Source organism: Thermicanus aegyptius DSM 12793 (assembly GCF_000510645.1).
In the GTDB taxonomy this organism is placed as follows: domain Bacteria; phylum Bacillota; class Bacilli; order Thermicanales; family Thermicanaceae; genus Thermicanus; species Thermicanus aegyptius.
Window position 1 is genome coordinate 123,831 of the sequence record NZ_KI783301.1, and the last position, 12,840, is coordinate 136,670.

13 protein-coding genes are annotated in these 12,840 nt (G+C 48.6%); 12 read left to right on the top strand and 1 reads right to left on the bottom strand.

All coding sequences use genetic code 11. From position 1 onward, the window contains the following. Positions 1-12: 12 nt before the first annotated feature. The 5 genes from tsaE (at position 13) to THEAE_RS0100720 (ending at position 4,941) form a co-directional block, all read left to right on the top strand. Complete coding sequence (gene tsaE, locus THEAE_RS0100700; protein WP_005586496.1) at positions 13-483, top strand: tRNA (adenosine(37)-N6)-threonylcarbamoyltransferase complex ATPase subunit type 1 TsaE; 471 nt, start codon at positions 13-15, stop codon at positions 481-483. Beyond that, complete coding sequence (gene tsaB, locus THEAE_RS0100705; RefSeq protein WP_005586497.1) at positions 455-1,156, top strand: tRNA (adenosine(37)-N6)-threonylcarbamoyltransferase complex dimerization subunit type 1 TsaB; 702 nt, start codon at positions 455-457, stop codon at positions 1,154-1,156. The genes tsaE and tsaB overlap by 29 nt, the downstream gene beginning before the upstream one ends. A gap of 4 nt (positions 1,157-1,160) precedes the next feature. Beyond that, complete coding sequence (rimI, locus tag THEAE_RS0100710) at positions 1,161-1,622, top strand: ribosomal protein S18-alanine N-acetyltransferase (protein ID WP_005586499.1); 462 nt, start codon at positions 1,161-1,163, stop codon at positions 1,620-1,622. 24 nt (positions 1,623-1,646) lie between these two features. After that, a complete protein-coding gene (gene tsaD, locus THEAE_RS0100715; protein WP_005586501.1) occupies positions 1,647-2,654 on the top strand; it encodes a tRNA (adenosine(37)-N6)-threonylcarbamoyltransferase complex transferase subunit TsaD in 1,008 nt (335 codons plus the stop codon). 226 nt (positions 2,655-2,880) lie between these two features. Continuing rightward, positions 2,881-4,941 carry a hypothetical protein gene (locus tag THEAE_RS0100720; protein ID WP_028986209.1) on the top strand — a complete coding sequence of 687 codons (2,061 nt, stop codon included), beginning with the start codon at positions 2,881-2,883 and terminating at the stop codon, positions 4,939-4,941. On the opposite strand, the gene THEAE_RS0100725 is transcribed toward THEAE_RS0100720, so the two are convergent. Further along, positions 4,893-6,923 (bottom strand): ABC-F family ATP-binding cassette domain-containing protein, encoded by a 2,031-nt coding sequence (locus THEAE_RS0100725; RefSeq protein WP_028986210.1) that lies wholly within the window; start codon positions 6,921-6,923, stop codon positions 4,893-4,895. The genes THEAE_RS0100720 and THEAE_RS0100725 overlap by 49 nt on opposite strands. Before the next feature lie 53 nt (positions 6,924-6,976). Here THEAE_RS0100725 and THEAE_RS19535 point away from each other — a divergent pair, with 53 nt between their 5' ends. From THEAE_RS19535 to THEAE_RS0100760, 7 genes are all read left to right on the top strand, one after another. After that, positions 6,977-7,711 (top strand): 5-formyltetrahydrofolate cyclo-ligase, encoded by a 735-nt coding sequence (locus tag THEAE_RS19535; protein WP_169729944.1) that lies wholly within the window; start codon positions 6,977-6,979, stop codon positions 7,709-7,711. A 23-nt stretch (positions 7,712-7,734) separates the two neighbouring features. Next, entirely contained in the window at positions 7,735-8,217 is a 483-nt protein-coding gene (locus tag THEAE_RS0100735; protein WP_028986211.1) for a MogA/MoaB family molybdenum cofactor biosynthesis protein, read from the top strand. Positions 8,218-8,220: 3 nt separating this feature from the next. Then, the gene (tatA, locus tag THEAE_RS0100740; protein ID WP_028986212.1) at positions 8,221-8,454 is read left to right on the top strand and encodes a twin-arginine translocase TatA/TatE family subunit; all 234 of its coding nucleotides are present in this window, start codon (positions 8,221-8,223) and stop codon (positions 8,452-8,454) included. Positions 8,455-8,711: 257 nt separating this feature from the next. Next, the gene (gene groES / locus THEAE_RS0100745; RefSeq protein WP_005589092.1) at positions 8,712-8,993 is read left to right on the top strand and encodes a co-chaperone GroES; all 282 of its coding nucleotides are present in this window, start codon (positions 8,712-8,714) and stop codon (positions 8,991-8,993) included. Between the two features lie 49 nt (positions 8,994-9,042). After that, positions 9,043-10,665, top strand: coding sequence for a chaperonin GroEL (groL, locus tag THEAE_RS0100750; protein ID WP_028986213.1), 1,623 nt, complete (start codon positions 9,043-9,045; stop codon positions 10,663-10,665). A gap of 251 nt (positions 10,666-10,916) precedes the next feature. Beyond that, complete coding sequence (locus tag THEAE_RS0100755) at positions 10,917-11,906, top strand: ABC transporter permease (protein WP_028986214.1); 990 nt, start codon at positions 10,917-10,919, stop codon at positions 11,904-11,906. A 17-nt stretch (positions 11,907-11,923) separates the two neighbouring features. Next, the gene (locus tag THEAE_RS0100760; protein ID WP_039944163.1) at positions 11,924-12,823 is read left to right on the top strand and encodes a carbohydrate ABC transporter permease; all 900 of its coding nucleotides are present in this window, start codon (positions 11,924-11,926) and stop codon (positions 12,821-12,823) included. Positions 12,824-12,840: the final 17 nt, after the last annotated feature.

Sequence of the window (12,840 nt, forward strand, 5' to 3'; positions counted from 1 at the left end):
CGGGTTCTGAGGATGGTAAGCGAAATGATATCTCATTCGCCGGAAGAGACAAGGGCGATTGCCCAAGCCTTAGCTTCCTTTCTTCAACCGGGAGATGTTCTTTCCCTTGTTGGAGACTTAGGAGCAGGGAAGACCACTTTTACCCAAGGTCTTGCTTTAGGGTTAGGGATATCAGGCAGAGTAAATAGCCCTACCTTTACCCTGGTTAAAGAATATGAAGGGCGGCTCCCCCTTTATCATATGGATCTTTACCGTTTAACCGGTTATGAGGAATTGGGCTTTGATGAATACTTCTATGGTTCTGGAGTAACGGTGATCGAATGGCCGGAGGTTTTGGGGGAGGAGCTTCCTCAGGAGAGGTTGGAGATTGCCTTCACCTCAGATGGGGAGGTGCGGCGTCTCCGTTTCATTCCCTATGGAAAGCAGTATGAAGAACGGATAAAGGAGTTTATGCATGATTACATTAGGCATCGATACCAGTAACCTCCCTTTGGGAATCGCTTTGCTTTCCGAAGGAAAGGTGCTGGCAGAGTGGACCTCCAATGGAGAGAAAAATCATTCGATCCGTCTCATGCCTGCCATCGCACAAGTTTTTAAGGAGACGGGAGTTCCCCCGGAAAAAACCGATTTGGTGGCCGTGGCGCAGGGTCCGGGGTCTTATACCGGAGTCCGTATTGGCGTCGCTACGGCGAAAGCCTTGGCTTGGGCTTGGGAGAAACCTTTAGTGGGCATCTCCAGCTTAAAAGCCCTTGCCCATCAGGTGCCCTTTTTTCCTGGGCTCATTGTCCCCTTTTTTGACGCCAAGAGGGGGCGCCTTTACACGGCCGCGTATCGATGGTCCCAAGGAGCATTGGAAGAGGTGATTCCTGAGAACATTTTTCACATCGAGGAACTTGTAGAGAGACTGAAGGAAGATGAGGAAGCGGTTCTATTCCTGAGCGAGGATGCGGAAAAGGTAAGGGATTTTCTCGAGAAGGCCTTAAAGGCAAAGGCTTTCTTTCTCCCTGGGGAGTATTCCCTCCCCAGGGCTTCTCATATTGCCCGCCTGGGTGAAATTCGCTACCTGGATGGAGAAAAGGAGGATCTCCTCTTTACACCGAACTATTTGCAAAGGACGGAAGCGGAGGTGCGTCTTCAAGAGAAGATGGGAGAGTGAATGCATGGGGGGTTTTTGGTTTCGGAATATGAGCCTAGCCGACGTGAAGGCAGTGGCGGAATTGGAGAGAATTTGCTTTACTCTGCCATGGAGTGAGCAGGCTTTTACGAACGAGTTAACCCGTAACCTCTTTGCCCGCTATTATGTGCTGGAAGGAAAAGAAGGAATCGTGGGCTACGGGGGAATGTGGGTGGTGATGGATGAAGCTCATGTGACCAATGTGGCGGTCCATCCGAACCAACGGGGTAAGAAACTGGGAGAAAAGATGATGCGTAAACTGATGGAAGAGGCACGGAAGTTAGGGGCGACACAGATGACCTTAGAAGTGCGGGTGACGAACTACGTCGCCCAAAACCTGTATCGCAAATTGGGGTTTAAAGAGGCAGGGGTTCGCCCGCGCTACTATTATGATAATTATGAGGATGCCCTCATCATGTGGGCCGATTTAAGAAATGAAGGCGAATGAAAATCGCGTAACGGAGGGAAGCATTTGTCTCAAGGGATCATCTTAGGCATTGAAACCAGTTGTGATGAAACCTCTGTAGCCATCGTACGAAATGGGCGGGAAATTCTCTCCAACGTGATCTCTTCCCAAATCGAGCTTCATAAGCCCTTTGGGGGAGTCGTTCCGGAAATCGCATCCCGGCGCCATGTGGAAACGATCCTCCCCATTCTTGAAGAAGCTCTTTCGCTGGCAGAGGTGAAAAAGGGGGAGATTGACGGAATTGCTGTAACAGCTGGTCCGGGGTTGGTTGGGGCTCTTCTCGTCGGCCTTTCCACCGCCAAAGCCCTCTCCTTCGCCCTGGGAAAACCCCTCTTGGCGGTGAACCACATCGCCGGACATATCTATGCCAACCGTTTTGTCAAAGAATTCCGTTTCCCCCTCATCGCTTTGGTCGTCTCCGGAGGCCATACGGAGCTGGTGGCGATGGAAGAACATGGCCGGTTTCAGGTGTTGGGCGAAACCCGGGATGATGCGGCAGGGGAAGCGTATGATAAGGTGGCCCGGGCCTTAGGGCTTCCCTATCCGGGAGGCCCCGAAATTGACCGTTTAGCACAGGAGGGAAAGGACCTCTACGCTTTCCCCCGTCCCTTTTTGGAGGAGGATTCGTTCGACTTTAGCTTCAGCGGCCTTAAATCGGCCGTGTTAAACCGGATCCATCAAGGGGAGAAAAACCGCGATGCACTTCGTCCGGCCGATGTGGCGGCCAGCTTTCAGGCTGCCGTCGTTGAGGTGCTGGTTGAGAAAAGCATAAAGGCTGTGGAAAAATTTCGGGCGAGACAACTTCTCCTAGCCGGAGGGGTGGCGGCCAACCGCTCTTTGCGAAAGGCTTTAACCAAACGGGCAGGCGAAGCGGGAGTAGAGCTCCTCATCCCCCCCCTGTCCCTATGCACCGATAATGCGGCGATGATCGCAGCTTTCGGACAAGTCCTCTATGAACGGGGGGAGTTTTCCGATCTCTCCTTAAACGCTTATCCCCAACTCTCCCTCGCATAAAAGAAAAACCTTCATGAAAAACTAAAAGAACGATTCAGAAAGGAGTCGTTCTTTTTTTGTTGTGGATTTCACATCTGTGGATAACCTGTGGATCTTGTGGATTTGTTCCCTTCTCCCTCTCCGATAAGGGGGAGAGATTATCCACAGCTGTGGAGGGGTTTTGCACATCATTCTGTGGATAATGTGGAAATAGCGTCGAAACTTGTAGAATAGGCGGGAACGGGCTGTGAATAAGTTTGTGTTTTTCCTTCTCCTTTTTAGCGGGCCATATTTTCTGTTTTTTTCAGATTCGGTACGTGCAGCGGAATGGGTACCGCCAAAGGGAGGGATTCTCCTTCTCCTCGTCGACGATTTCACCTTTCCCTGCATAAAAGATTGGATGGCAGATTCACCCGATTTCCGCCGTCTGGTAGAGCGGGGATACATCGGGGCCATGACGATGCGCACCTTGGGGGGAAAGGGAGCGGCTCATCAAATGGCCACCCTCATCACAGGGAGAAGGGAGGTGGGGAGTTCCTCCCTTCTTCATCCGTTCCATTTTGCGGGAAGAAATGCATTCTTTCTCTTTCCGCCTGGAGGGAAAAGCTCCTTTTCTTATGCAGAAGGAGTGGGAAACCGCCTTCGGGAGGGGGGGATCGACTCCCTTTTTATCTATGAGAATGGGGTTGGAACCGACTTCCTCGAGCATCCGGGATCTTCCTTTGTCGTGGATCGCAGGGGGTGGGGGAAAAGGGGCGAATGGAGGGGGGGTGTGCCTGAGCGAGAAGCGACCTTTATGGTGAAGGAGTGGAGAAGAAAAAAACGAACGGGATGGGCTTCAAAGCTTCCGATTGCAGGAACGGAGACGATTTTGGAAAGGAAGGAGTTGCTCTCCTTCCTCCTGTGGAATGAAGCGGTTTACGGAGAGGATCGGGAAATCTGGATCACTACCGTACGCCTTGATCCCCTCTCGGAGAGGAGGGGGGATTTTCTAGCTCCCCTCCTCTTTCTCCCACCGAGGAAGGGAACGGGGAAAGAGGGAGGAGGAATCTTAACTTCTCCTACGACAAAGAGGGAGGGATTCGTGGCCAATGTGGATCTCTTTCCCTCTATTCTCTCCCATTTTGGCCTTTCTTCTCCGGTAAGGGAGGGGAGATCTATAGAAAGGGTGGAGGGAAAGGAGCTTCAATCCTTTTTTTTCGATGAGCTGGAGAAAGCCTTCTATGTTCACAGGACGCGCCCTTCTTTTCTCTACCAAGTCATCGTTATCCAAGTGGGGGGGCTGTCTTTCCTCTTTCTCGTTGGGATTCTGATGAGGAGAATCCCCTTTTGGATGAAGAAGGCTGCCCATTATCTTCTCCTTTATATTCTCCTCATCCCCTTTTTCCTTCTTATCTTGGGTGCGAAAGCACCCGCTTTACCCTTTTGGCTTTATCATCTCTATCTGGCGGCAGGCGGGGTTCTGATCGCCTTTTTTTTGCGACGGCTTGAGATCGGTAAGATTTACTTATGGATTAGCGGCCTCTATGTGGGGGCTTTGCTTCTCGATGGCGTGTTGGGGAATCCGATGATGAAACACTCCTTTTTAGGATATGACCCCATTATAGCGGCCCGTTTCTACGGAATCGGCAATGAATATGCAGGTCTCCTCATCGGAGGGGGCATACTCTTTCTTTACCTTCTCTTAGAGTTTCGCCGAGGTGTTTTCCCCCATCTTCTCCTCTATGGAGGTATCCTCCTCTATTTTGCCCTGCCTAATTTGGGGACCAATGCCGGGGGCTTTCTGGCTTGGCTTTCTTTTCTCTTCTTTCTTCTTCCCCGTTTGGGGATCCAGATTAGAAAAGGGGGCGGAGTGATTTTTGGAGGATTGTTGGGAGTTTTTCTCTTCTCTCTTTTTCTATTATCCCAATGGGGGGTGGACGCCGAGGAGAAATCTCACGTGGGGTGGATTTTGGAGCAGACCGCCAGAGAGGGACCTAGGGTTTTGATGGAGATGATGATGAGGAAGGTGAAGATGAATCTCCATCTGGTCCAAGCCTCGACATGGAATAAACTTTTCTTTTTCTCCCTCCTCGTTTTGGCATGGCATCTCCTTCGCTCCCGGCCGATCGAGAGGGGCTCCCTCACATATTGGGACAGGGCGTTGCGTGCCCTCTTCTGGGTGAACATGGTGAGTCTTACGGTAAACGATTCCGGTTTGGTGTCGGCAGCCATGGGGCTCCTCTTTGCTGTAACTCCCCTGTTACACCTTGCAATCCTTCATTCCTTTCCCTCTTCTAATTTAAGCGTCAGTTCTTCCCAAAATTGAAGAAGTTGATCCAATTCGTTTTTGAGTGCCTCCAGTTCCCGGTGCAACTTCAGCGTTTGATCATAATTTGCGTAGATTTCGGGGCGTTGAAGCTCCCCTTCCTTCTCCTGGATGCTCCGTTCCAGTATTTCAATCTGCTCTTCCGTCTCCTCCATCTGCCTTTCCCACTTGCGCCGTTCCCTTTTTTCGGCCTTTAGTTCTTCATAGGAAAGCGGCTCTTTTGGGGAATGAACCCTTTCGTTTCGGCTTCGCTCCTCTTCCTTTTCTCCCCGGAGTGTACCCCTTTCATGCCGCTCCTCCACCCCTTTTGCTCCCCTTCCCAGAGCCGTTTTCTCTTTTTCCCTCTCCTCCCGCTCCTCTTTTTTTTCCAGATAATAATCATAGTTCCCCAGATAAGAGGTGATCCCGTCCGAGGTAAGTTCCAAAGTCCGGGTGGCAATCTTGTTAAGAAAATAGCGGTCGTGGGAGATGAAGAGGAGGGTGCCCGGATATTGGAGGAGTGCCTCTTCTAATGCTTCTCGGCTCGGGATATCCAGATGGTTGGTGGGCTCATCGAGGAGAAGGAGATTGGCCCGGCGGAGGAGGACTTTCAACAATTGGAGCCTGGCCCTTTCCCCTCCGCTTAAGACGGTTACCTTCTTCTCCACCTCTTCCCCCCGGAAGAGAAAGCGACCCAGCCAGGTTCGAACCTCCCGCTCCGGGGTGAGGCGGTGCTCATCCCAGATTTCATCGATCACCCGCTTTTCCTCATTTAGCTCCTCCTGTTCTTGATCATAGTAGGCGGTTTTCACCTGGCTGCCCCAGATGATCTTGCCGCCTAACGGATGAAGTTTTCCCATCAAGGTGAGGAACAAGGTGGTTTTGCCGACGCCGTTTGGCCCTACGATGGCCACCCTTTCTCCCCGTTCAATCTGGAAGCGGAGGGGTTTTGTAAGAGGGGTTGGCTGTGAGAAGGGTTTTTCGTATCCGATCGTAAGGTCTTCAACGGTTAGGACTTCAAATCCGGAAATTTGATCCACTTCAAATTGAAAGGAGGTTAATCCGGGAGGAGAGGAGGGAGGCTCGAGACGCACCATCTTTTCCAGCTGCTTTCTGCGGCTCTGCGCCCGTTTTGTCGTGCTGGCCCGGGCGATATTCTTCTGCACGAACTCTTCCATCCGCTTGATTTCCTCTTGTTGAGCCTCATAGGCTTCTTTTTGCCGCCTCCTCTCCTCTTCTCTTTGGCGCAGATAGGCGGTATAATTGCCTGCGTAGGAATGAAGTTTTCCTCCCTCCAACTCGTCGATACGGGTGACCAGCTTATCCAGAAAATAACGGTCATGGGAGACGATGAGGAGAGCCCCCGGATAGGTGCGAAGGTAATTCTCCAGCCAAGCGAGGGTGGAGAGATCGAGATAGTTGGTCGGCTCGTCCAGGATGAGGAGATCGGGTTCGGTGAGGAGGAGTTTCACTAAGGCAAGTCGCGTCTTTTGCCCCCCGGAGAGGGAGGTGATGGGCTGATCCCAGGTTTCCTCCGGAAAACCAAGCCCACTTAAAAGGGATCGGATTTTTGCCGGGAAGGAAAATCCTCCCCCCTCTTCAAAACGTTGACTGAGGAGGACATACTCCTCTGTCAGCTTGCTGAGGCGGGTCTCGTTTCCATAGACCCCAGGGGAGGCCATCTCTTCCTCCATGCGCCGCAGTTCCCTTTCCATCATGAGGAGGGGGGTAAAAGGTTCCAGCATCTCCTGCCAGATCGTCTGCTCAGCCTTTAAACCGCTATCTTGGGCGAGATAGCCCATCTTTTTCTGTTTCGCAAAGGAGATTTGCCCCCGGTCGGGGAGAAGTTCTCCCGTGATGATCTTTAAAAGGGTTGATTTGCCCGCTCCGTTTCTGCCAACCAGGCCTACCCGTTCTTTTTCATGGATATTCATCGTGATCCCTTGCAGAATCAGGGTGGCACCAAATGATTTTTCGATTTCGTTTAATTGCAAGATCCACATGTTCTCCACCTCAATGGTTTCAGTTTACTAAGGATAGGGAGAAATCTCAAGGATTGGACAGATCTTCGCAGGGGATGGAGAAAGAAAATTCCACAGGTAAAAGCAGCGATCGGTTTTATGCATCCGATCTTAAGATAGGTGAGGATCAGGTGAATCACGAAGCAGAGGAAATAAAGGAAAGAAAAAAAGAACTTCGCCGTAAGATTCTATCGGCGAGGAAAGGTTTAACGGAGGAGATGAGGCGTCAATTTTCGAACCGGATCGTGGAGCGGATTCGCCGGCATCCCCGTTATCAAAGGACAAAAGTGATCTCCGCATATCTTCCGTTTGGGGATGAGGTGGATATCCTCCCTCTGCTGGAGAAGGCTAGGGAAGAAGGGAAAAAAATCCTGATTCCCCGCGTTCATCGGGAGAGTTCATCCCTTTCCTTTCACGAATGGAGAGGGGTAGAGGGATTGGTTCGGGGGTCTTTTGGAATTTTGGAACCTCCCCCATCGGCGATCCCTTACCAGGGAGAGGAAGCGGATCTTCTCCTGATTCCCGGTGTGGCATTTGACCGGAAGGGGGGGCGGTTAGGGTATGGGAGAGGTTACTTTGATCGGTTCCTAGAGGGAATGAAATCCTCTCCATATCTCTTGGCTCCCTCCTTTGCGATCCAGGTTGTGGAAGAGGTCCCCATGGAGCCGTGGGACAAAAGAATTGACGCAATTGTGACAGAGACGGAATGGATTGATTCTTCATACCCCTTCATGTACAATGAAGGTGATAACGTAGAGAAAAACGGATAAAGATAGGGGGCTTTAGAAGTACGATGTGGCGGGTTGGAATACTTTCCTGCAGTGATCGCGGCTCAAGGGGGGAAAGAGAAGATAAAAGCAAGGACTTAATCGCGAAGATCGTGGCTGAAGCATTTAAGGGGAAAGTGACGACCTACCACTGCGTGCCCGACGAGATAGAAGTGATTAAAGAAACGTTGTTTGAGATGATTGATCATGAGGGAGTAGACGTGATTATTACGACGGGAGGGACCGGACTATCCCCCCGGGATGTAACTCCGGAAGCCACCCTACAGGTGGTGGATCGGATTATTCCCGGATTTGCCGAAGAGATGCGGAGGAAGGCGTCGGCCGTGACGCGAAAGGCTCTCTTTACCCGAGCGGTGGTCGGTACACGGAAGACGACGCTCATCATCAATCTGCCCGGTTCCCCCGATGTGGCTGAACTTTGCCTCAACGCCATCATTGACCAGATAGAGCCGGCTTTACTGTTACTTCAAGGAAAGAAAGGGGTGTAAACCATGTTGAACAACATCGGCATCCCGGGTCTGATTCTCATCCTGATTCTGGCGCTGATCATCTTCGGGCCTCAGAAACTTCCTGAAATAGGAAGGGCTTTCGGAAATTCACTGCGCGAATTTAAGAAAGCTACACAAGGTCTCGTCTCCGATGATGAGAAAGAAGAAGGGACGGATAAGGAGAGGGAAAAGAAACTGGCAGAACGGGAGAAGGAGTTGGAGCAGAAAACCCATTAGAGATCATCCGGTCCACCGGTTCAGGTGGACTTTTTTGCCGCCTTTAGGGTATCTCCGGTAACGCTTTTTGTCTCTATTCGTGGACATGAAAAGCGATTTTATGGAGGATAGGGATAATTAACTCGATTTCGGATATACTTCCTTCGTATGAAAAAATTCAATTTGAGTCTTGCAAAAGGAAAAAAAACCGATTATTATTATTTATGTGTTAGCACTCAATACGAGTGAGTGCTAATAAACTTAAAGGAGGGATAAAAATGTTAAGACCACTCGGTGATCGTGTCATTGTTGAGCCTGCCGCGAAGGAAGAAAAAACCGCTAGCGGAATCGTCCTCCCGGATACGGCGAAGGAAAAACCCCAAGAAGGCCGTGTTGTGGCCGTAGGAAATGGCCGGTTGGAGGATGGTAAACGGGTTCCCCTCGATGTGAAGGAAGGGGATAAAGTGATCTTCTCTAAGTACGCGGGAACCGAAGTGAAGTATGATGAGAAGGAATATCTCATCTTAAGAGAGTCTGACATCCTCGCAGTGATTGAGTAACCGAACTGAAAGGGAAGAATCCCTACATATATAAGGAGGTAGAAGAAAGATGGCGAAAGAGATTCGTTTCGGTGAAGATGCACGCCGCGCCATGCTTCGTGGTGTTGATGCTTTAGCCAACGCCGTTCGCGTAACCTTGGGACCAAAGGGGCGGAATGTGGTCCTTGAGAAGAAATACGGCTCTCCCCTCATCACCAATGACGGGGTAACCATTGCCAAGGAAATTGAGTTGGAAGATCCATATGAAAATATGGGGGCGCAATTGGTGAAAGAAGTGGCGACCAAGACAAATGATGTGGCCGGGGACGGAACGACGACGGCTACGGTCTTGGCCCAAGCGATGATCCGGGAAGGATTAAAGAACGTAACCGCCGGAGCGAACCCGATGGTGATCCGCAAGGGGATTGAAAAGGCGGTAGCCGCTGCTGTGGAAGGTATTCACAGCATTGCTAAAAAGGTAGAAAGCAAAGAGGCGATCTCTCAGGTAGCCGCCATTTCAGCAGGAGATGTGGAGATTGGGAAATTGATCGCCGAAGCGATGGAGAAAGTAGGAAACGACGGGGTTATTACCGTTGAGGAATCGAAAGGCTTCCAAACCGAACTCGATGTGGTAGAAGGAATGCAATTCGACCGGGGCTATGTCTCCCCTTACATGGTTACCAATTCCGATAAGATGGAGGCCGTGCTGGAAAATCCCTACATCCTGATCACCGATAAGAAGATCTCCAGCATCCAGGATATTCTCCCCATCCTCGAACAGGTGGTACAGCAAGGTCGCTCCCTCCTCATCATCGCCGAGGATGTGGAAGGAGAAGCCCTGGCTACCTTGGTGGTGAACAAACTTCGTGGAACCTTCAACGCCGTTGCCGTTAAGGCTCCCGGGTTTGGGGATCGCCGCAAGGCTATGCTCGAGGATATCGCCATCCTTACCGGTGGGCAGGTCATTACTGAAGATCTTGGCCTTGAGCTGAAATCTACGAAGATTAACCAACTTGGCCGCGCAGGCAAGGTTGTCGTAAATAAGGAAAACACCACCATCGTGGAGGGAGTCGGATCGAAGGCGAATATTGATGCCCGCATTAAGGCGATTCGCCAGCAGATTGAAGAGACCACCTCTGAATTTGATAAAGAAAAACTGCAAGAGCGCTTGGCGAAACTGGCCGGCGGTGTGGCCGTCATTAAGGTAGGAGCCGCCACGGAAACCGAGTTGAAGGAAAAGAAACTGCGCATCGAAGATGCTTTGAATGCGACCCGCGCAGCGGTCGAAGAAGGAATCGTATCCGGCGGTGGTACCGCGCTGGTTAACGTGATCCCCTCTGTGGAGAAAGTGGAAGCCCATGGGGATGAATTAACCGGGGTACGCATCGTTCTCCGCGCGCTGGAGGAACCGGTACGCATGATTGCTGAAAACGCAGGCCAAGAAGGTTCCGTGATCGTACAACGTCTCAAAACCGAAAAAGTAGGCATCGGGTACAATGCAGCCACAGGCGAATGGGTCGATATGTTCCAGGCAGGGATCGTTGACCCGGCGAAGGTGACCCGTTCCGCTCTCCAAAACGCTGCTTCCGTCGCCATGATGTTCCTCACCACCGAAGCAGCCGTTACCGACATTCCGGAGAAGGAAAAAGCGGCGGCACCTGGCGGTGGCATGGGCGGCATGGACATGATGTAATCCAAGTATAGGAAATCCAAATGGGGAACCCTTGTATGATAAGGGTTCCCCATTTTTGTGCGCCCAGCATGGGCGTTAACTTTGCGGTGGAAGTCCACAGAAAGCGAGGCAGTACAAGTCTGTTGGCCAAGTCTGCATTTCTATTTTTTAGAATGTAAGGGCATCTAAAATAATGTAACCTAATACAAAAATAAGGTCCTTATATAAGTAATCTAATTTTGTTACTATATGGGCTAAAGGAGATGGTCGTAATGGATACTCACCCAAAAGTTGATTTTGCTTCAAATCCTCAAAACCAAACTACATATAAAAAAGAAAGGTTAAAAGAAAAGTTTACACGGAATTTAAGAAAAATATCTCAACAAAAACTATTACAAATGATGGCCCTACTTGGTGTAGTATGGATGATTATTTTTAATTATATCCCAATGTATGGTCTCATTATCGCCTTTAAAGAGTTTAATATTATTAAACCAATTTCAGAATCTCCTTGGGTAGGATGGATGCAATTTCAGGAATTTATACAGGATGATAATTTTTGGATTATCTTAAAAAATACATTAGGAATCAGCATTATTAAACTAATTATCGGATTCCCGCTGCCCATTCTCTTTGCATTACTGTTAAATGAACTTACCTCCATTAAATTTAAAAAAATGGTACAGACAATTTCCTACTTACCCCATTTTTTATCCTGGGTGGTTCTTGGCGGGATATTAACCACATGGTTGGCAGATGTAGGGATCATTAATGATATTTTACTAGCTTTTGGGGTGATTGATGAACGAATCAATTATTTAGCAGAACCATCTTATTTTTGGAGTATTGTTATTATTTCTGATATATGGAAAGAATTAGGTTGGTCCGCCATTATTTATTTAGCGGCAATTGCAGGAGTATCTCCAGAAATGTATGAGGCCGCTACCATCGATGGAGCCAATCGACTCCAGAAAATATGGTATGTAACTCTTCCATCCATTCGTCCAACGATCACGATTCTCTTCATCTTAGCAGTTAGCGGGATATTTAACTCTAACTTTGATCAAATCCTGGTATTACGTAATTCATTAAATGAAAGTGCAAGTAATGTGATTGATATTTATGTTTATCAAGTGGGAATTCAAAATGCAAGATATTCCTACGCCACAGCAGTAGGTTTATTAAAATCGGTGGTGGCATTTATTCTGTTGCTATTGGCTAATAAGATCGTTAAGAAACTGAATGGAACTTCATTGTTTTAGTAGGAGGTATAGATATCATGCTGAATCTCTTTAAACTGAATAGAAGAACAAAAGGTGAGTACATTTTTGATACCTTAAATGTTGTACTAATGCTCGCTATCTGTTTTTTAACGCTTTATCCAATCTGGTACGTACTTGTCAACTCCTTAAATGATGGAATCGATGCGATGCAAGGAGGGATTTATTGGTGGCCAAGGGAGTTCACGTTGGACAATTATAAGGCCGTCTTTGCAAACCAAGGAATTTTGACCTCCTTTGGTGTTACTATTGCAAAAACGGTGATCGGAACGCTAACCCATGTATTCTTTACTGCGATGGTGGCGTATGCTTTATCTCGGAGTGAATTGGTAGGGAGAAAATTGTATATGATCATTGGTACTATTACGATGTTTTTTAGCGGAGGATTAATACCCTACTTTTTACTGATTCGAGATTTAGGACTGTTTGATCATTTTTTGGTCTATATTATACCCACACTATTTAATTTTTTCCACTTGATCATTTTCGTATCTTTTTTTAGAGAATTGCCCCCTTCGTTGATAGAAGCAGCAAAGATTGATGGCGCTAATGATTTTATGATTTTCCTTAAAATAGTGATTCCACTATCCATGCCGGTGATCGCCACTATTTCATTGTTTCAAGGCGTTTATCAATGGAACGATTACTTTGCGGGCGTCATTTTTGTAAACAATCCTGATTTACAACCGATTCAAACCTATTTATATAAAGTCGTAGCAGAAACCAGTTCCAGTCAAATGATGGTAAATGCACCCGGTGGAATAACAACGAAAACCGTAACTTCGCAGTCGATTAAACTAGCAACGATGGTTGTTACTACCTTACCCATTGTATTGGTATACCCATTCCTTCAAAAATATTTTGTAAAAGGAATGTTAATTGGGTCTATGAAAGGTTAATTTTTCCAACATTAGAT

What these genes read in the sequence shown, in the direction of transcription:
- tsaE (WP_005586496.1), top strand. Translation starts at nt 13, where the DNA reads ATGGTAAGCGAAATGATATCTCATTCGCCGGAAGAGACAAGGGCGATT.
- tsaB (WP_005586497.1), top strand. Translation starts at nt 455, where the DNA reads ATGATTACATTAGGCATCGATACCAGTAACCTCCCTTTGGGAATCGCT.
- rimI (WP_005586499.1), top strand. Translation starts at nt 1,161, where the DNA reads ATGGGGGGTTTTTGGTTTCGGAATATGAGCCTAGCCGACGTGAAGGCA.
- THEAE_RS0100725 (WP_028986210.1), bottom strand. Translation starts at nt 6,923, where the DNA reads ATGTGGATCTTGCAATTAAACGAAATCGAAAAATCATTTGGTGCCACC.
- THEAE_RS0100735 (WP_028986211.1), top strand. Translation starts at nt 7,735, where the DNA reads ATGTGGCGGGTTGGAATACTTTCCTGCAGTGATCGCGGCTCAAGGGGG.
- tatA (WP_028986212.1), top strand. Translation starts at nt 8,221, where the DNA reads ATGTTGAACAACATCGGCATCCCGGGTCTGATTCTCATCCTGATTCTG.
- groES (WP_005589092.1), top strand. Translation starts at nt 8,712, where the DNA reads ATGTTAAGACCACTCGGTGATCGTGTCATTGTTGAGCCTGCCGCGAAG.
- groL (WP_028986213.1), top strand. Translation starts at nt 9,043, where the DNA reads ATGGCGAAAGAGATTCGTTTCGGTGAAGATGCACGCCGCGCCATGCTT.
- THEAE_RS0100755 (WP_028986214.1), top strand. Translation starts at nt 10,917, where the DNA reads ATGGATACTCACCCAAAAGTTGATTTTGCTTCAAATCCTCAAAACCAA.
- THEAE_RS0100760 (WP_039944163.1), top strand. Translation starts at nt 11,924, where the DNA reads ATGCTGAATCTCTTTAAACTGAATAGAAGAACAAAAGGTGAGTACATT.